This window comes from Mammaliicoccus stepanovicii, from assembly GCF_002902525.1.
Taxonomy (GTDB): domain Bacteria; phylum Bacillota; class Bacilli; order Staphylococcales; family Staphylococcaceae; genus Mammaliicoccus; species Mammaliicoccus stepanovicii.
In genome coordinates this window covers 19,560-38,183 of the sequence record NZ_PPQZ01000046.1, presented here as the reverse complement: position 1 = coordinate 38,183, position 18,624 = coordinate 19,560, and the positions used below count along the sequence as shown (strand labels likewise).

20 protein-coding genes and 1 riboswitch are annotated in these 18,624 nt (G+C 30.9%); of the genes, 8 read left to right on the top strand and 12 right to left on the bottom strand.

Features of this window, described 5'->3' with window-relative positions; all coding sequences use genetic code 11:
• The first annotated feature begins 108 nt into the window (after positions 1–108).
• The 4 genes from CD111_RS07970 to CD111_RS07955 all read left to right on the top strand — a co-directional run bounded on the left by CD111_RS07970 (position 109) and on the right by CD111_RS07955 (position 2,031).
• On the top strand, positions 109–861 hold the full coding sequence (locus CD111_RS07970) for an MBL fold metallo-hydrolase (RefSeq protein WP_229726481.1): 753 nt from the start codon (positions 109–111) through the stop codon (positions 859–861).
• 47 nt (positions 862–908) lie between these two features.
• Positions 909–1,211: a hypothetical protein gene (locus tag CD111_RS07965; protein ID WP_095087282.1), complete on the top strand. Its 303-nt coding sequence runs from the start codon at positions 909–911 to the stop codon at positions 1,209–1,211.
• A 110-nt stretch (positions 1,212–1,321) separates the two neighbouring features.
• Positions 1,322–1,687 carry a fluoride efflux transporter CrcB gene (crcB, locus tag CD111_RS07960; RefSeq protein WP_095087279.1) on the top strand — a complete coding sequence of 122 codons (366 nt, stop codon included), beginning with the start codon at positions 1,322–1,324 and terminating at the stop codon, positions 1,685–1,687.
• Complete coding sequence (locus CD111_RS07955; RefSeq protein WP_095087277.1) at positions 1,684–2,031, top strand: fluoride efflux transporter FluC; 348 nt, start codon at positions 1,684–1,686, stop codon at positions 2,029–2,031. Before crcB ends, CD111_RS07955 begins: the two co-directional genes overlap by 4 nt.
• 170 nt (positions 2,032–2,201) lie before the next feature.
• Here the strand turns inward: CD111_RS07955 and CD111_RS07950 are convergent, their stop codons facing one another.
• The 4 genes from CD111_RS07950 to metK all read right to left on the bottom strand — a co-directional run bounded on the left by CD111_RS07950 (position 2,202) and on the right by metK (position 6,833).
• Complete coding sequence (locus tag CD111_RS07950; RefSeq protein ID WP_095087274.1) at positions 2,202–3,044, bottom strand: aldo/keto reductase; 843 nt, start codon at positions 3,042–3,044, stop codon at positions 2,202–2,204.
• 23 nt (positions 3,045–3,067) lie between these two features.
• Entirely contained in the window at positions 3,068–4,450 is a 1,383-nt protein-coding gene (locus tag CD111_RS07945; RefSeq protein WP_095087272.1) for an NAD-dependent succinate-semialdehyde dehydrogenase, read from the bottom strand.
• 56 nt (positions 4,451–4,506) lie between these two features.
• Positions 4,507–5,418, bottom strand: coding sequence for a nuclease-related domain-containing protein (locus CD111_RS07940; protein WP_095087269.1), 912 nt, complete (start codon positions 5,416–5,418; stop codon positions 4,507–4,509).
• A gap of 224 nt (positions 5,419–5,642) precedes the next feature.
• Positions 5,643–6,833 carry a methionine adenosyltransferase gene (gene metK / locus CD111_RS07935; protein WP_095087267.1) on the bottom strand — a complete coding sequence of 397 codons (1,191 nt, stop codon included), beginning with the start codon at positions 6,831–6,833 and terminating at the stop codon, positions 5,643–5,645.
• Positions 6,834–6,934: 101 nt separating this feature from the next.
• Positions 6,935–7,047: riboswitch (SAM riboswitch) on the bottom strand.
• Positions 7,048–7,231: 184 nt separating this feature from the next.
• Here metK and pckA point away from each other — a divergent pair.
• Positions 7,232–8,833 (top strand): phosphoenolpyruvate carboxykinase (ATP), encoded by a 1,602-nt coding sequence (gene pckA, locus CD111_RS07930; RefSeq protein ID WP_095087265.1) that lies wholly within the window; start codon positions 7,232–7,234, stop codon positions 8,831–8,833.
• A gap of 134 nt (positions 8,834–8,967) precedes the next feature.
• On the opposite strand, the gene CD111_RS07925 is transcribed toward pckA, so the two are convergent.
• Together CD111_RS07925 and ytkD are read right to left on the bottom strand one after the other, a co-directional pair.
• Positions 8,968–9,738: an alpha/beta hydrolase family protein gene (locus CD111_RS07925; protein ID WP_188350505.1), complete on the bottom strand. Its 771-nt coding sequence runs from the start codon at positions 9,736–9,738 to the stop codon at positions 8,968–8,970.
• A complete protein-coding gene (ytkD, locus tag CD111_RS07920; protein ID WP_095087263.1) occupies positions 9,722–10,186 on the bottom strand; it encodes an RNA deprotection pyrophosphohydrolase in 465 nt (154 codons plus the stop codon). The genes CD111_RS07925 and ytkD overlap by 17 nt, the downstream gene beginning before the upstream one ends.
• A gap of 68 nt (positions 10,187–10,254) precedes the next feature.
• Here ytkD and CD111_RS07915 point away from each other — a divergent pair, with 68 nt between their 5' ends.
• On the top strand, positions 10,255–11,040 hold the full coding sequence (locus tag CD111_RS07915; RefSeq protein WP_095087261.1) for a hypothetical protein: 786 nt from the start codon (positions 10,255–10,257) through the stop codon (positions 11,038–11,040).
• Between the two features lie 10 nt (positions 11,041–11,050).
• Entirely contained in the window at positions 11,051–11,278 is a 228-nt protein-coding gene (gene yidD, locus CD111_RS07910; protein ID WP_095087258.1) for a membrane protein insertion efficiency factor YidD, read from the top strand.
• Positions 11,279–11,334: 56 nt separating this feature from the next.
• Here yidD and menC read toward each other — a convergent pair whose 3' ends face one another.
• The 5 genes from menC to CD111_RS07885 all read right to left on the bottom strand — a co-directional run bounded on the left by menC (position 11,335) and on the right by CD111_RS07885 (position 16,585).
• Positions 11,335–12,345 (bottom strand): o-succinylbenzoate synthase, encoded by a 1,011-nt coding sequence (gene menC / locus CD111_RS07905; RefSeq protein WP_095087256.1) that lies wholly within the window; start codon positions 12,343–12,345, stop codon positions 11,335–11,337.
• Complete coding sequence (menE, locus tag CD111_RS07900) at positions 12,332–13,735, bottom strand: o-succinylbenzoate--CoA ligase (protein ID WP_095087254.1); 1,404 nt, start codon at positions 13,733–13,735, stop codon at positions 12,332–12,334. Before menE ends, menC begins: the two co-directional genes overlap by 14 nt.
• 156 nt (positions 13,736–13,891) lie before the next feature.
• Positions 13,892–15,058, bottom strand: coding sequence for an MFS transporter (locus CD111_RS07895; protein WP_095087252.1), 1,167 nt, complete (start codon positions 15,056–15,058; stop codon positions 13,892–13,894).
• 144 nt (positions 15,059–15,202) lie between these two features.
• The gene (locus CD111_RS07890) at positions 15,203–16,045 is read right to left on the bottom strand and encodes a DegV family protein (protein ID WP_095087250.1); all 843 of its coding nucleotides are present in this window, start codon (positions 16,043–16,045) and stop codon (positions 15,203–15,205) included.
• 300 nt (positions 16,046–16,345) lie between these two features.
• Positions 16,346–16,585, bottom strand: a complete 240-nt coding sequence (locus CD111_RS07885) for a hypothetical protein (protein WP_095087249.1) — start codon at positions 16,583–16,585, stop codon at positions 16,346–16,348.
• A gap of 220 nt (positions 16,586–16,805) precedes the next feature.
• Between CD111_RS07885 and CD111_RS07880 the strand changes: the two genes are divergently transcribed.
• Positions 16,806–17,369, top strand: coding sequence for a DUF5067 domain-containing protein (locus tag CD111_RS07880; RefSeq protein ID WP_095087247.1), 564 nt, complete (start codon positions 16,806–16,808; stop codon positions 17,367–17,369).
• A 672-nt stretch (positions 17,370–18,041) separates the two neighbouring features.
• On the opposite strand, the gene CD111_RS07875 is transcribed toward CD111_RS07880, so the two are convergent.
• Positions 18,042–18,624, bottom strand: a 583-nt coding sequence (locus CD111_RS07875; protein ID WP_240610495.1) for a LysE family transporter, incomplete at its 5' end; no start/stop codon positions are given.

The following is an 18,624-nucleotide window of genomic DNA, read 5'->3' as shown; positions in this document are numbered from 1 at the left end:
GGTGTAATACAATGATAAGTGACCTAGAAACGATAAACCACTTCAAACTTTATACTACTGGTTCATTTTTAGGTGATGAAGCAATCATCAATAGTAGTAAAAAAAACTTTGGTCGATCGTTATTATATTTTCTCATATTATATTGAAATAAATGATTTCAAAATACTAATAAATACAGGGTTTTCAGAACACGTTAAACCTAGCACTGATTTAAAAACACTTAAACTATTTCAAAGACAAGATTATAAAGTTTATGAAACACTCCCTAGCCAACTTCTTAAAGATCATATTCACCCTGATGAAATTGACTATTGTATTATTACCAATTTTGCGAGTCACCATGTTGGTTATTTAAACGCTTTTAAAAACGCTACATTTATTACTTCAAATGAAGCATATCATGATTTCATTACTCAACAAGTTTCAAATAACAATCTTCAATTAAGTTTTCTTGTTAAGCCTGATAACTTTAAAGATCGAATAGAATTTGTAGAAGACTTTGTTCAAACAGATCATCCTATACTAGGTAAAGGCTATAAAATATTCAATAATGATGCACTTATAAGTTATGAATTACCTGGTGCTATGCCAGGTCAAATAGGAATCATGTTGAAATTTAAAGATTTTAATATTTTTATGTGTAGCGATGCAGCATGGTGTAGATCTAATCTTGAAAAGAATTTACTTCCAACTAAAAAGCTACTCAAACAAGCACATAACGGTGAATTATTCATTGATACACATGATAAATTGATTGATCTCAAATTAGAAAGTGACAGACAATTATTTGTTATTCCAAGTCATTGTAAAAAAATGGATGATTTCGAAAAAGTTATGAAAATATTAGATGCAATCAAGTAACATTTATGGTAACATAATCGATTATACAGAAATTTTGGAGGCTCTTTATGGATAAAGCACGACGCTACTTTTATATATCAGTTATACTCATTATCATCAGTTTATTCTTAAGTGCTCAGAACCCACTAATGGAAAGTTGGTTTGGTTCTTTAGTATCACTTGTGTTAATTAGCAGTGTACTAAATGGCATATTATTGCTTATTTCAGTTATTACAATTGATAAATCTATAAAGCATCAAACGAGTGCACATCAGACAATTGGAAAGCTCAGTAAACTACTACCAATTGTATTGTTCGTTGTCATCATTTATCATATAATCGTTATAATTAAATTTTTTGGTATTATTTAAGTACTAAATATATATTTAGACTTTGTATACAAACTGAGACATCCTGTTAAATCGAAAGATTTTGTTAGGGTGTTTTGTTTTATATGCAGATCTTTTTGGAGGTTGTATTAATGCTTTATATTGCTATTTTTATTGGTGGCGCTTTTGGTGGCGGGTTAAGATATTTAGTCAGCTTAACGATTATGAACAGTGAATTCCCTTATGCCACCTTTATTGTTAATATAATTGGTGCTTTATTAATGGGGATATTTACTACATATTTTTTAACATTCTTCAAGTCACATCCAATCATACATAAAATGATCACAACCGGCTTTTTAGGTGCACTCACAACCTACTCATCCATGAGTCTTGAAGTAATTCACTTTATTGAACATGGTCAAATGATTTTAGCTATATTTTATATTATGATTAGTATGCTATTTGGCATTATGTTTATGGCTATCGGTTATAAGAAAGGTATTAAACAATCATGACGTTAATATATATCATGATTAGCTCTGGAATTGGCGCCCTTTTACGACAAATAACAAATCAATTTATGAAACATTTATTTAAAGTGAATTTCCCATTAGCAACTTTATTCGTTAATATTATAGGCAGTTTTGTAATTGGAATTTCAGCGCATTACCTCAGTATCAGTTCAGATGTTTATGCCATCATTGTATTGGGACTTTGTGGTGGCTATACCACTTTCTCAACACATATATTAGATGTTTATGAAATGCATGTGCGACATTCATATAAACGTTTAATTATTTATGTAAGTTTAACAATCGTCTTATCAATAAGTGCTTGTTATATCGGTTATCATATTTAATCGTCAATACGATTGTATAGAGGATTATAAACAGATGTGAATATATGTTAACATAGCAAAACCTCGTAAAATTTCTTTATTAAATAAAGAAATTTTACGAGGTTTTAATTCACAATATCGAAGTGGTACTTATATTACGTAGACTATCAGTAAGTATGATCAACGTATGATTAATTTCCTGTAAATGTTTCAGGATCTGGTCCTATTCTACCATCTTTATTTAAAGCATTTAATCTTGATAATTGTTCACTTGTTAATTCAAAATCAAATACGTTTAAATTTTCCTCAATTCTTGATGGTGTAACTGATTTAGGAATAACGACGATACTTTCATCTATATTCCATCTAATGATTATTTGTGCTGGTGTCTTTCCTAATTCATCAGCAATTGTTTTCACAGTTTCATCCTCTAATATTTGGCCATTCATTAACGGTGACCATGATTGTGCCACTATTTTTTGAGCTTCTAAATATGTTCTTAACTCTTTTTGAGTTAAATATGGATGACATTCGATTTGATTAATAACTGGTTTAATTGAGGCAACTTGTAATAAACTTTCTAAATGATGAACGTGGAAATTACTAACACCAATATTTTTAACTTTTCCATCATTATATAGTTGTTCCATAGCTTTCCATGTTTCGGCGATTAAGTGTTCATCTTGACCTGGCCAATGTATTAAATATAAATCTACATATTCTAGTCCTAATCTTTTAAGTGATGCTTCATATGCATCTTGGACATTTTCGCTACCGTAATCTGACATCCAAAGTTTAGTCGTAACAAATAAGTCTTTACGGTTTAATCCAGAAACTTCTAAACCTTCTTTAATTCCTTGACCTACTTTTTCTTCATTATGATATGTTTGTGCAGTATCTATATGTCGATATCCACTTATAATGGCATGTTTAACCGCTTCGGTACATTCGTCATTATTTTCAACTCTAAACGTACCTAATCCTAATGCTGGTATTGTATTACCATTATAAAATTCTACTGATTTTTGAGTCATTTAAATTCCTCCAATGTGTATTATTAAACCATAATAGAAACGACTTTAGTTTCAAGATAAGGTTCAATTCCTTCAGAACCACCTTCTCTTCCAAAGCCACTCTCTTTCATACCACCAAATGGTAAATGTGCAGCACTTGGGCCACCATCATTCCAACCAATAACGCCAAAATCTAAGTTCTCATACAATTGTACACCAGTACTATAGTTCTCTGTAAAGAAATATGCTGCAAGGCCAAATGGCGTATTATTTGCTTTATGAATTACATCATCAATTGAATGATATGATTGTACAGGTATAACAGGTCCAAACGTTTCCTCCGTCATGATTTTCATGTCATCCGTAACATCCGTTAAAACAGTAGGCACGATATAATAGCCACCCTCTTTATAACTATCCCCACCAGTTACAATTCGCGCACCTTTACTCGTGGCATCTTCAATGTGTGATTTGATTTTCTCAAAACCATCTCGATTAATGACTGGTCCTATATCAGTCAATTCATCTTCTCCATTACCTACTTTTAAAGCATTTACAGCAGACCTTAAAGTTTCTTCGTATTTTTGTTGTATCGATTCATGCACGTAAACTCTGTTTGCACAAACACAAGTTTGACCTGCATTTCTAAATTTAGAGGCAATTGTTCCTTCTACAGCTTTCTCAATATCAGCATCTTCATGAACAATGAGCGGTGCATGACCACCTAGTTCTAATGTTATTTTCTTCAATGTTGAACTAGATTGTGACATTAATTGTTTACCTACAGGCGTTGATCCGGTATATGTTATTTTAGAAATGAGCTGATGCTTAGTGAAAATTTCACCTACGTCTTTACCAGAACCATTTACATATTGAATAACATCTTTATCAAATCCTGCTTCATGTGCTAGATCAACAAACTTCATCGTTGTAAGTGGTGTATCTTGAGCAGGTTTGCATATAAAAGTACAGCCTGCAGCTAATGCAGGTGCTGCTTTCCTAGTCATCATTGCAGCAGGAAAGTTCCATGGTGTAATACTTGCTACAACCCCAACTGGTGCTCTTGTAACAATTAATCGTTTGTTATTTACATGTTCTGGTATCGTTCTACCATATGTTCTTTTGGCTTCTTCAGCAAACCATAATATATAGTCTGTTGCATATTTCACTTCACCTTTAGATTCTTTTAAAGGTTTGCCACTTTCACGCGTCATCATAAGTGCAATTTCTTCTTCATGCTCTAAGATTAACTCTCTCCACTTATATAAATACTGACTTCGCTCATGGGCTGTTGTTTTCTTAAATGATTTAAACGCTTCAAATGCACGTTCAATTTTATCATTTATTTCTTCTTCACTATTGTTTTTAAGTGTTTCAATAACCTCACCAGTTGCTGGATTTTTAACTTCGAATTCTATTTGTCCCATTTTAAAAACCACCTTTGTTATAAAAATAGCGCTACAATAAATGCAGCGCTTAAACATTATGGATTAAATTTTTCGATTTCATCCATAATTCTTTCCAAATCTTCCACACTATACTGGAATCGACCATGGAATACAAACTTATTAAAGAAGTGTTGTAACTGTTCATTACCTACTAAAACTTTGATGTTAGGGTCTTGTGAGTAATTGCTTATTGTTGCTTCACTTACTTCATTTGGATGGAAATAAATAATAGGTGTTGGTGTATATTTAAGTTCAAGTTGTCTTTGAATTTCTTCAGTTGTACCATCAACTTCTTTAACTTTATCTGTATAAGAATGAAAAGCTGCTGTTTTCTTATTTGGTTCTTTTTCAAGTAACAACGTCTGTTCTTTTGATGGATTTAAGTCTAATGTTTCAAAAACTTGTCCTAATACTGGGAAATCACCAAATTGCTGTTCAGTTATACCATGGTAAATATGTCCACTTACTAAATTTGAATCTATAACATATATACCCGTTCTTGTTAAAACTAAATGATCGATTTGATGTACTTTACCTAAAGGATCTTTCGGCAAGAAGATATTTGCCATAATATGCATATCTTCTGGTCTAATTCTACGTTCGTTTACAAGTTGATCACGTAATTCTAATAAATGTCTATCTGTAATATATTCCCCTTCATTTTTAGAGAATAATTTTAAAGAGTCAATTTCTCTTTCTTTTTGAGAAATTTCAGCTTGATGCTCTTCTTTTTGTTTAGTTAGTACTTTTTTATTTTCAACTCTTTCATGATCTATCTTTTCTTTGTGCTCTGATTGTAAACTTTCATTTTGTTGTTGATGTTTCTCTTGTATTTTTGTTAAAGACTTTTTCTTTTGCTTCAAAGCAACGAAGAATAAGATAACAAATATTATCGCAATGACAATTGCTGCGATTAAACCATAATGAATCGGTTCTAGTTGATTCATATTTTCTGATCGCTCCCTTTCATATGTATTACATCTATTATAATAAATATTGAGGATAAATTCAGTATTTAACATTATTAATATTCGTTAATTTACAATTTTTTTTAAACTTATCACTTAAAGTTGTTTATATTTAAAATAAAATCCCCTATTCCTTTAGATATTATCCATCAGAATAGGAGATAATTTGAATAAAGTATATACACTTTACTCTGACTTGTGATTTATAGTAAAGCTTTAAGTAGTGAAACTTTATCTAAAGATTCCCAAGGTAAATCAACATCTGTTCTACCGAAATGTCCATATGCAGCTGTTTGCTTATAGATTGGGCGTCTTAAATTTAACATTTGAATAATACCGGCCGGTCTTAAATCAAATAATTCTCTTATTTTATCAACTAGATCACTTTCTGAAACTTTACCAGTCCCAAATGTATCAATCGAGATAGATACTGGTTGAGCTACACCTATCGCATATGCAAGTTGTACTTCACATTTATCTGCAAGTCCACTAGCGACGATATTTTTAGCGACATATCTAGCAGCATAAGCACCTGAACGGTCAACTTTAGTAGCATCTTTACCACTGAAACAACCTCCACCGTGTCTTGCATAACCACCGTAAGTATCTACTATTATTTTTCTACCAGTTAAACCAGCATCTCCTTGAGGTCCACCAATTACAAATCTACCAGTTGGATTAATAAAGAATTTTGTTTCTTCATCTAATAACTCACTTGGTACAATTGGATATATAACATGATCTTTAATATCTTGTTGAATTTGTTCTAAGTCAATTTTTTCATGATGTTGTGAAGATATGACAATTGTATCTACACGCAACGGCTTATCATTTTCATCATATTCAATTGTAACTTGTGTTTTACCATCAGGACGCAAATAATCAAGCGTGCCATCTTTACGAACGTCTGTCAGGCGTTTTGATAATTGATGCGCTAAATATATAGGTAAAGGCATATATGTTTCAGTTTCATTTGTTGCATAACCAAACATTAATCCTTGGTCACCTGCACCAATTGTTTCAATTTCTTGATCTGATAAATCATTTCTATTTTCTAGAGCTACATCAACACCTTGAGCAATGTCTGGTGATTGCTCATCAATCGCTGTTAAAATCGCCATTGTTTGGAAATCATATCCGTATTTAGCGCGTGTATATCCTATATCTTTAACTGTTTGGCGAACCACTTTAGGTATATCAACATATGTAGATGTAGATATTTCTCCTGAAATTAAAGCCATACCCGTTGTAACGGTTGTTTCACAAGCGACTCTAGCTTTAGGGTCTCCTTTTAATAATTCGTCTAATATTGCATCAGAAATCTGATCTGCAATCTTATCTGGGTGCCCTTCTGTTACTGATTCAGATGTGAAGAGTCTTCTATTCTTTGGCATAAAAAATCTCCTTTAGTTGTGTTGTACGGTCTCTTCCTCAGTGCAAATAAAAAGTGCCTTCTCTCATAAAATAATAGAGAGAAGGCACACGTGTCCATTCGCTCTTATCGTTCAGACAATATTGGTCTGCAAACGGTTTGGCACCTTTCTTTCAAATTGAAAGAGGTTGCTGGGTTTCATTGGGTCCATGTCCCTCCACCACTCAGGATAAGAGAATCCGTCAAAAATGATGATACTAAAGAATCCATCTTATGTCAATGTACACCTTAACATTCAAATGTTATAAATTTTTTTATAAATTTCCCCATTAGTATAGACTATATATTTTAATGTGTTATACTAATTCCATGAAAATGCTTACAACAAAACTTTAATCAAAGACATGGGGGTCGTCATTTATGGCAATACAGTCAATTACAGAATCAATAGAATTATCAAACCTTTTAAAGAAGGACACGACACACAAACAATTAACGAGAACTGAATTATATCTTCATATATTAGAAGCCGGTGAAGGTGTTTTAACAGAATCTGGAGCAATCCGAATGGAAACAGGAAAATATACGGGTCGCTCACCTAAAGATAAATTTATCGTTAAAGAAGAAGATACTGAACAAGATATCGATTGGGGAACTATCAATCAACCGATATCAGAACATAGCTTCTTAAATTTATATGATCAAGTTATTGACTATTTAAACCAGAAATCACAACTTTATGTCTTTAATGGTTATGCAGGTGCTGATGAATCAACACGTTTAGATTTACGTGTTATTAACGAATTACCTTGGCATAATCTATTTGCACAAAATATGTTCATTCGACCTGAAACGAAGGAAGAAGCATTAAATATTAATCCAAATTTCACTGTAATCAGTGCACCAGGGTTTAAAGCAGACCCTGCTAAAGATGGAACAAACTCAGAAACATTCATTATCACTTCATTTAAACATCGCGTTATTTTAATTGGTGGTACAGAATACGCTGGTGAAATGAAAAAAGGTATCTTCTCAGTTATGAACTACCTTCTACCTAAAAAAGGCATTATGAGTATGCATTGCTCAGCAAATGTTGGATACAATAAAGATGTTGCCTTGTTCTTCGGTTTATCAGGTACAGGTAAAACAACTTTATCAGCTGATCCAAATAGAAAATTAATCGGTGATGATGAGCATGGTTGGAATGAAAACGGCGTGTTCAATATTGAAGGTGGTTGCTATGCAAAAACAGTCAACCTCAGTCAAGAAAAAGAACCACAAATTTATGATGCAATTCGATATGGAACAGTGTTAGAAAACGTTGCTGTCAACTCAGACGGAACGGTTGATTATGATGATACAGAATTAACAGAAAACACTCGTGCTGCATATCCAATCGAATTTATTGATAACATTGTTACACCATCAATTGCTGGACATCCAAATACAATCATCTTCCTTACTGCTGATGTATTTGGTGTATTACCTCCAATTTCAAAACTAGATAAATCACAAGCAATGTATCATTTCTTAAGTGGATTCACTTCAAAATTAGCTGGTACTGAACGTGGCGTAACGAGTCCACAACCTGTATTCTCAACTTGTTTTGGTTCTCCATTCTTACCTTTACATGCTACGGATTATGCAGAATTATTAGGTAAATTAATTGATGAACATGACGTAGATGTATATCTCGTAAACACTGGTTGGACTGGTGGCGAATACGGTGTAGGTGAAAGAATGAACTTAAAACATACACGTTCAATGATTCGTCGTGCAATTAGTGGAGAAATTAGAAATTCAGAATTTGTTAAAGATGATATTTTCGGTCTAAATATTCCAAAACACGTAGCAGGTGTTCCTGATGAAATATTATTCCCACGTAATACTTGGGTATCTTCTGATGCATATGATGAAAAAGCAAAACAACTTGCTAAAAACTTCAAAGAAAACTTCAGTAAATTCGGTGAAGATTCAATCCATATTCAAGAAGATGGTGGATTCACTTATAATAAGCAATAATATTCATCTTTCACATATATCGATTACTGAACACTAAAAAATCGTAAAATGTCTTTGTTAAATAAGACATTTTACGATTTTTTCTGTTTTGTTCTCATCTCGACTACAACATGACGAAATGAAGCAACAGACAGTTATTCGTTATTTTCACATTTATCCATCCATTTAAATATATATTCTAAAGTATCTCTTTCAACTTGTGGTCTAAATACATGTCCTTCCCCTTCTTTATAAATTGTTTCGTATTTAACATGTTCTTCTTTAAGATGCGACTCTAGGTGAAGTGCCATATTTATACTCACTTGTTTATCTTCTTTACCATGAATAATAAGTATAGGTGGGCTATCTTTATGAATATCTTTAATTGCATTTCTCAATTCATATTCTGATCGTTGTTTTTTCGGGTGTCCAACCATTCTGCGTAACATGCTTCTTAATTCGATACGTTCATCATACATCATCAACATATCCGAAACGCCACCCCAGATGATAAAACTTGTTGCATTTACTTTTTGATAAGTAAGTAATCCTTGAATGCCGCCTCTGGAAAATCCTATCATATGAATAGGTACATTAGGATACAATGTTTTCAATATTTGTATACCTACTGTTACATCTTCCAAATCTTTGCCACCAAATTCATCTCTACCTTCACTTCCATTACTCCCTCTATAATATGGGGCGAATAGTAGCGTATGATCTGTTTTAAATTGTGCAATTCTGCCAGGTCTCACTTTGCCAACTTGACCTTTACCTCCCCTTAAATATACGACGATTCTATTAACTTCAGAATATGGCGTCATAAGGAATCCACGTACTTTTATTCCATCTACTAAATAAGTGACTTCTTCTGTTTCATGACTTTGAAAAAATACTGGCATTTTCTTTTTACTTAAGAAATCCAAGTTCAAACACCCTTTCAACACATTTCAATATTGCTGTGTCTTTTAATAGAAAACTTTTACGGTCTTCTTTAACATCGTTTAATGCATTCACTATGACAGGACCATTTGTTTCTTCATATTTTTGTTTATATTCAATTGAGGCTATATTAATAAAATACACATCTTTATCAAATGGAATTTTATCGTAAACTGTGTAAGATGCTATAAAGATTATTTCTTGTGCAATTCCACCCGTTTCTTCGTATAACTCTCTTTTAATCGCTTCAATATTTGTTTCATCCTTTTCAACTTTTCCTCCTGGAAACTCTATACCTCTTTCTTTATGATCTGTTAAGAGAAATTGTTGCTTATATATAGGTATCGCTAGTACATGCTTTGCATGTTGTGGTTCAAAACTTTGTTTAAATATTAAATCAACATTTAAACCATTTGGATCTTTATAGCGCATGTTACACGACCTCTTTCATTGATTATGATAAACTGAATATATCATTTTTATTAGAAAGGTAGAAACTATTGAAAAAGTTAATCTTAACGACCTTTGTTCTAACAATTACCTTTATTTTAGCAAGTTGTGGTACACAAGGTCAAAAAAATTTCAAAAACAGTTCAGACGCAGTTGAATCATTTCAAAAAGCAGTAAAAAAAGTAGATTCACATTCAATTAAATCTGAGAATCAAACGACTTTAAAGTTTCACAATAAAAAAACAACGTTCAAACAAATTTCTCATGGTAGAACAAATCATCATGATAAGATGGCATTTAATATTTCACAAAAAAGCAATAATAAATCTTTTAAGACGAACAACAAAAGTATCTTCATTGATTCCAATGAAATGCAATCTTCTCCAAAGGCACATTATTTAAATTTTAATGCTCAACAATCTGAAATAGATTATTATCAAAAACTCGGACAAGATTGGTTTGATTTCACTGAATTTAATCAAGGCATATTAAAACCAATTGAAAATGATATTACTATAAATGATAGAACTTTATCCTATGATGGGAATAATAAAGTGATGAAACGGTTATATGAACTTGGATTTAATCAATCACCGTTAGCTGATCAAGAATCGTTAAGTCAAATTAGCAATTTGAAAATTAAAGAAGGTAAATTCAATTTAACACTACAGCAAGATAAAGCCCTACCTAAACAACTTACATTTGGTATCGTTGCAACTGGCAAAATTAAAAATGAAACAGTTACAATCCATATGAAACAAACTACTGATTATTATAAATATAATCATACAGAAGTACATCCTTATAAAAATTTAATAAACGATAAATACAAATAGGAGGCCAATTATGAAAAAATTATTCATTAAATTTATCCGTTTATACCAAAGATATATTTCACCATTAACGCCGCCTACATGTCGTTTTGAGCCGACATGTTCAAATTATGCAGTAGAGGCAATATCTGAATACGGTGCCATCAAAGGAACAGGCATGGGTATCATTAGAATATTGAAATGTCATCCATTCCATCCCGGTGGTTTCGATCCAGTACCACCTAAGAAAGATAAACATTAAATAATGAAGCCCATACAGGCAATTGATCACATATCTTCAATTACCTGTATGGGTGTTTAATATTTATTATATTTTTTTAATTTTTGTTTGTTTACTAATGGTGGCGTATACATGATATTATTTTGATCTATTGATGCTGGATTTTCAATGAAATCATGATCGAAATAGTAATCACTTGGACTAATATCACTTGGATAATCACTATAACTTGCAAGCATAGCAGTAAAATATGCGCTTAGTCCAAATTCATACATGCCCCCAATGACAACTTTAAGTTCGTTTTGTTTACAATAATTAATCATTTCTATTGCTTTATCAATTCCACCAACTCTAGATGGCTTAACTACTACACCATCAATTACTTGTTCTGTATTGAATTTGTTAACTGTATCAACATTTACTGCTGACTCATCGATAAAGACGGGTACATTCAATTTATTTCTTAACGTTAAATACGTTTCATAATCTTTAAAAGGCTGTTCTATATATATAAACTGCTTACTTTTAAATTGATTTAATATAGAAATATCAGATTCTGTTATCTTTCCATTAGCATCTATCACTCTTAAAACATCTGGATATTGTGTCTCCAAAAACTTCATATCTTCTTTAGAATGTTGATTCCACTTTAATTTAATTCTATTAGGCATTGTATGTGCATAACGAGTTACATATTCTTTTAAATGGCCATTCACTGTCGCACCATATGATACTTTAACTTCTCCTAATTCATTAAACATTTGAACAAATATCATAGACAAAACACTTCTAGCATTTGGATATTCATCTAATTCATTTAATTTAGAAACACTAGATTCATAATTATCAAATGTGTCATGTTGATGTTTTTCAAACCATTTTTTCAAGTTTATGACGACAGACGCTATCGTCTCATCGTGATACCAATCAGTTTCGAACGCGTTACACTCTCCAAAGTAGGAACGCCCATATATATCAACCCATTCAACAACAAGTACTTCTCTTTTATCAAGATGAATAAGTGGTGTTTCAATTGGCACTTTAAAATTTGCGGTATATGAATAAAAATATAAATTATTCCTTCTCATTCATAACCCACTCCTTCACTTTGTAACGAGATAGTTTTCCTGTTGAAGTACGAGGAAGTTGATTTATTCTGTAAAATTGTTTTGGGTGTTTGTATTTGGCTAAGTTATCGGTTAGAAGTTGAACCAATTCATTTGTGCTGACTTCATTTCTAGCTTCATATACTAATACAGGAACTTGTCCCCAATTAAGATCATCAGACGGAACTGCGACACAATTGATAATATCTTTATGTCTTAATATAATTTGTTCAATTTCAAAAGGATAAATATTTTCTCCGCCACTTATGATGAGATCCTTCCTTCGATCATAAATAAATACAAACCCATTATCATCGATTGAACCTATATCCCCTGTTTTGAAAAAACCATCTACAAAATCATCTTGTGGATGCGATGAAGTCAAATAGCCGTTCATGACATTACCACCTGATAGTGTCAATTCACCATGCCCATTTTCATCTTGATTGATCACTTGTAATTTAACATTTGAAGGCAATTTCCCAACTGTACGCGGTTCTTCCATTAACATCTTAGGGCTTGCAGTTACAAACTGTGAACACGTTTCTGTCATCCCAAATGAATTATAAATTGGCAAGTTCTTATTCAGTGCTTCTAGAATAAGTGCATCAGATAACTTAGCGCCTCCTAATAAGATTTTCTGTAAATTGAAAGGTTGATTTAACCCACTATTCATTAACCATTGAAGTGTTTGTGGAACAAGTGAAATGTGTGTTACATCTCCTTGTTTAATGATATTCATCACCTTTTCAACTTCAAATTTAGGTTCTAACACTAATGTGAAGCCTGCAATTAAACATCGAATAAGCACACTTAATCCGGAGATATGATAAATTGGTAAGACGGATAACCAAATAGTTGATTCATCAAATCCTAGGCTTTCTTTACATCCTAAAGCACTATAATAATGATTTAAAAATGTTTGAGGTACTGCTTTGGCTGGTCCTGTTGTTCCAGAAGTAAACATAATCGAAGCGATTCGATTCATATCGAAAGGTGCTATATTTTCAATTTCTATATCATGCTTAATTTCATTAATCATCACGATTTCTTGCTTTATATTTAATGTTTTATAAGATAAGACACACGTTACATTTATACGACTTAATTGTTCTTCAATTTCTTTAGCACTTAGTTTTGTGTTAATCATCACGATTTCTATATGTTGTAACCAAGCCCCTAGAATGAGGGGGATATGTTCTATATCATTTTGTATATAAAAAGCTACTCTCTTATGATTTAATTGTTCAAAAAAATAAGCGTAATTTTTAGCTTTTTGTAATAATGTTTCATAAGTCATAAAGTAATCACTTTGTTTAATTGCTATTTTATTAGGCATTTCATTTGCACGATTTTCGATCCAATGTAACATTTATAAAAATCCTCCTTATACCCATATTCATTATACATTGAATGAATCAATTCAACATAAAAAAAGCTTTATCTTGCCTCCAATTCATATTTCAAGAAAAGAGCCTGCAACATATGTTATGTCACAGGCCTATTACGTAATTAAATTTTATTTTTATTAATGTTTAAGTAATTGTCTTTTCTTTGTCACTGCTAATTCCAATATTAAAAATACAAGACCAATTAGCGTTAAAAATGGTGCAACTAGAGCTAGATCACTCACCTCTAATGTACTAACAACTACCCCACCAATAAACGCACCTAAAGCATTTCCAATATTAAATGCTGATTGGTTCATTGTACTTGCTAACATCGGCGCGTCTTGTGATATAACCATGCTTTTAAATTGAAGGGACGGACTCATACTAAATCCTATTAAACCAAATATAAATATACCGACTACCATTAATATACTATGACTCTGAATGTAATACATCATGAATATATATATTGGGAATACGATAAATATAATTTGCAACGTACGATTTAAGTTCCAATCTGCTAGTTTACCACCAATTATATTACCTAATGTAACACCTACTCCGAATATAATCAGAACAAACGAAATCCATTTTTCTTCTATATTTGAAACATTGATTAATATTTGAGAAATGTAAGTAAAATATGCGAACACACTACTAAATCCAAATAGTGTGACACCTAACGTTAACCATAATTTGATATCTTTTAAAACTGTTAATTCATTTTTAATTGATATTGGTTGCGTATCTTGTTTATTCGGAACAAACTTAATAATACCAATAAGTGTCATCAAACCAATAATACTAATAATGATAAACGTCATCTTCCAACCTAACATTTGTCCAATGAACGTTCCAAATGGTACACCTATTATATTACTCATTGTTAACCCCATAAACATAAGAGCCATTGCACTTGCTCTTTTATGTTGCGGAACCATGTTTGCAGCTAATATAGAACCAATTCCAAAAAATGAACCATGTGCTAATGCTGTGACGACTCTACTTAATAACAACAGACCGTAAGTTGGTGCAATACCACCTATTCCGTTTCCAATAATAAATATCGACATTAATAAAACTAATAAATTTTTTCTAGGCAGTTTATATGTTGCAAGGACAATAATAGGTCCTCCTATAGCAACACTTAAAGCATAGCCTGTGATAAGTTGACCGGCATCAGAAACTGATACATTTAAATCTCTTGCAATGTTTGGTAATAACCCCATAATAACAAATTCCGTCATACCAATTGCAAAGGCCCCTAAACTTAACACCCAAATTGCTATAGGATATTTCTTCAAATGTATTCACTCCTGTATTCTTACTAATTTAATCAGATTTATCTATGATAATACTTTTAAAATATAAATACAAGCGTTTTTATTTAAATAAAAAAACAATCTTGAAAAATGCTTTCTTTTTTCAAGATTGTTTTATAGTATTAACTATTTTAAAGTATTAAGCCAACCAATCGCAATCGTACCATATCCCGTATGTACAGACGCAACAGGCACTAGTGGTTCAATATAGACTTGTATGTCTTTATTTAAAGAATGAATACGTTCTTTCCATATATGTGCTTCAGCAGCATTACCAGCATGCATTACACCGATACATTTTATACCGTTATCTATCGCTTCTTTAATATGCGTAATTAAATATGCTTCAATTTTTTTCATACCTCTAGATTTTAAAGTTAAATCTATTGTACCGTGTTCAAGTTTTAACAATAATTTGATGTGTAATAATCCACTCAATAAATACTTACTATTTGAAACACGTCCACTATTTTTCAGTTGATGTAAATTTTTCGGCATCAAATATAATTCACTTGATTGCTTAACATGCTCTAGCTTATTTATAATATCTTCAAAGCTAAATCCTTCTTTATATAATTTCTTTCCATATTCTAATAATGAACGCTGTGGAAAACTTCCAGTCCCACTATCTATTACATGGGTATTTAAATTAAACGACTGAGATGTTGAATAAGATGATTGATAAGTCCCTGTCAGTTTACTTGAAGCATGGATCGCAATTACGTGCGTATATCCTTCATCTTCAATTTGTTGATAAACTTCTGTAAATTCATGTGGTGTTGGTTGTGCTGTTTTAGCACCATTTCCATTATTCTTTAACATTTCAAAAAATTCATCAGTACTTTCAAAATCTAAATCTTTATAAGGTTTCCCTTCAAAAATTGTAGACAACGGTGCAACGAATAAATCTTGCTCTTTAACATTTTGATCTATATAAGTTGTTGTATCAATTAACCAAGCTAATTTCATAATATCCTCCAAAAAATCACTAAAACCTAAGTCTTTTATTTAAGACAATCAAAATAACATCATCTTATATTTATTTTTACCATAAATACTATAAATTAACAATTAAAAACTAAATACATCATTGCGTTATTTAATAATATGAAACTCAATTAATAATACTAATATAACTTTAATAAGATAGTCATGGCTTTAAAAACGAATATTATATAACCTATAGCGCTTTATTACTATCTTTATATATTAAAGAGAGGGAATTTTTCTATAACAAAAAAATCTCATCATAAAAGATGAGATTTTTGATTAAGCAAGTAGGAATACGCCCAAGTTTAATAGCAATACTACTAAACAAATAATGAATGGTAATATAAAAATGATTTTCTTTGTTTTTACGATACTTACAACACTAAATATAATACCTAATAGACTACTTATTATTGCTGCAAAGAAAAATTCTCTTGTAAATCCTTCCAATGAGAAAAATAATTGATAACATAATAATGATAATACTGTAAATACAACTGATAATTTAGTAGATTTCATGTTGATTCCTTTCTTTATATAAAGTATAAACATATTTTATTGAATAATCCAATTATTGTCAATGGATTTTTTTACAGCCGTTAATTATAAAATCTTTATTAATATTTGAAAAAGTTAATATAACATTTTAACCCATATGCAATGCCCCTTCATTATACAAGCCTTTATTAATTAACTTTTCTGTTATACAATTATATGTATTGAAAAGGAGAAATAGAAAATGAAAAAATTACTTATATTATTTATAGCAACATTATTCGTTTTAAGTGCATGTAGCTCTCATGATTCTACAACAAAAACGAGCAACAACGAATCAGATAAAGCAGGCACTTCCGAAAACAATAAATTTAAATTTAATGATGATAGTAGCTTAAACATTAAAAATGCATTCATTATAAAAAACACACATGATGGTAAGAAGTATATCGCATTTAAATATGTAGCAACAAATCGAGCAATTGAAGAATTATCTTCATTAACAGCATTTAAACTGCATACAAAAATCACACAAGATAGTAATCAAGAAATCGTTAAACATGTTTCACCTACTAAAGGTAACTTAGGTAAATGGAACAAGCATTATATGGGAAGCATTACAAAAGGAGATAGTGCTAAAGGTTTAATCGCTTATCAAATAAATAATGATAAGAAGGTTAAACTTACGTTAATAGAAAAAAATGGTGATAAAGTAAGCGAAAAATTATACAATCCTAAAAAATTAGATACCGTAGAATTTGATGGTAAACATGACAAAATAAAAATCAAAAAGACAAGTAATGAATAAATAATCCTACTAAACACATTAAAAACCGTAAAATTTCTTTATTAATAAAGAAATTTTACGGTTTTTTATACTAATTTACTAGCAATACCCTACTTATTTATAATTTTTAGATCATTCGTTTATAGATCCGTCTCTTTACTTAATTTCAATTATTTAATATTTTGTTATTAAATAATGACATAATAACTACTTTAAGACAGCATCTTTTCTTTATAGTTTTAGATATAATCAAAATAAAGCTAGTGTGTTTTGAAACTTACAATTATAAAGATACGATTCATTACACAGTTCACTTCTTGTTGTAACGAAGTTACTAATTTAAGAAAGTTGTTGGTATCAAGATAATTAACTCAAATGTATTTGAAACATATGCTATGAAACAGATTTCAGAAAGATACCAAGACACATTTATTATGTTACCATTTGGAATTTCGTAGCAAAATACTTTTTCAAAATCCTATATTCTACTTATCATATATCAGTTCAGTATATATACAATTTCATCGAATAAATGACACTTAAATACATAATTTAAAGCATTAATGCCAAATATATAACTAAAATTAGAGCTACTTATATAAGTTTGATACTAAAAATTTCATACAAAACGATTTCTATACACCTAACAAACAGCCATTTTTTCTCTCCTAGCCATTATCTATCTTTATGATGTTATGCTAATAGCATCATCATAGCCAATATAACTAAACATAATGACATCAAAATCTTATATGCAGTATTATATTTTAGTAATATTTTTTTGAAACAAAGACCTAAAAATGCCCAAGCAACAGCACCTGACACACCTATGAGCGCAATGGTAACGGTATAGGTCAGGCAAGCAAAAATTGTCATATCTTGTGTAGTGACATAAGTAACAATTGCAGTTAGTACGTAAACGATAGTCTTAGGATTCATATATTGAAGATATAATCCATCGCGTAAGCGATAAGTATGGTACAAGTTAGTGTCTTTGTGATTATGTTTAAACATTGAATATGCTAGATATAATAAATAAACAAATCCTACTAATTTAATAATGAAAATAAAATTCGTAAAATAAATTGTCATAAACTCACTAAAAGTTAGACATAGCAATGAAAGTGTTAAGAAGCCTAAGCCAATTCCAATTAAGAATTTCAATGTACCTCTAATACCTAGCCGTAAAGCACCATCCAATGCTAATAAATTATTTGGACCAGGTGTATAGCTCATGAAAAATGTATAAATGATGAAAGAAATAAACAAATTAAAT

What these genes read in the sequence shown, in the direction of transcription:
- CD111_RS07965 (WP_095087282.1), top strand. Translation starts at nt 909, where the DNA reads ATGGATAAAGCACGACGCTACTTTTATATATCAGTTATACTCATTATC.
- crcB (WP_095087279.1), top strand. Translation starts at nt 1,322, where the DNA reads ATGCTTTATATTGCTATTTTTATTGGTGGCGCTTTTGGTGGCGGGTTA.
- CD111_RS07955 (WP_095087277.1), top strand. Translation starts at nt 1,684, where the DNA reads ATGACGTTAATATATATCATGATTAGCTCTGGAATTGGCGCCCTTTTA.
- CD111_RS07950 (WP_095087274.1), bottom strand. Translation starts at nt 3,044, where the DNA reads ATGACTCAAAAATCAGTAGAATTTTATAATGGTAATACAATACCAGCA.
- CD111_RS07945 (WP_095087272.1), bottom strand. Translation starts at nt 4,450, where the DNA reads ATGGGACAAATAGAATTCGAAGTTAAAAATCCAGCAACTGGTGAGGTT.
- CD111_RS07940 (WP_095087269.1), bottom strand. Translation starts at nt 5,418, where the DNA reads ATGAATCAACTAGAACCGATTCATTATGGTTTAATCGCAGCAATTGTC.
- metK (WP_095087267.1), bottom strand. Translation starts at nt 6,833, where the DNA reads ATGCCAAAGAATAGAAGACTCTTCACATCTGAATCAGTAACAGAAGGG.
- pckA (WP_095087265.1), top strand. Translation starts at nt 7,232, where the DNA reads ATGGCAATACAGTCAATTACAGAATCAATAGAATTATCAAACCTTTTA.
- ytkD (WP_095087263.1), bottom strand. Translation starts at nt 10,186, where the DNA reads ATGCGCTATAAAGATCCAAATGGTTTAAATGTTGATTTAATATTTAAA.
- yidD (WP_095087258.1), top strand. Translation starts at nt 11,051, where the DNA reads ATGAAAAAATTATTCATTAAATTTATCCGTTTATACCAAAGATATATT.
- menC (WP_095087256.1), bottom strand. Translation starts at nt 12,345, where the DNA reads ATGAGAAGGAATAATTTATATTTTTATTCATATACCGCAAATTTTAAA.
- menE (WP_095087254.1), bottom strand. Translation starts at nt 13,735, where the DNA reads ATGTTACATTGGATCGAAAATCGTGCAAATGAAATGCCTAATAAAATA.
- CD111_RS07890 (WP_095087250.1), bottom strand. Translation starts at nt 16,045, where the DNA reads ATGAAATTAGCTTGGTTAATTGATACAACAACTTATATAGATCAAAAT.
- CD111_RS07885 (WP_095087249.1), bottom strand. Translation starts at nt 16,585, where the DNA reads ATGAAATCTACTAAATTATCAGTTGTATTTACAGTATTATCATTATTA.
- CD111_RS07880 (WP_095087247.1), top strand. Translation starts at nt 16,806, where the DNA reads ATGAAAAAATTACTTATATTATTTATAGCAACATTATTCGTTTTAAGT.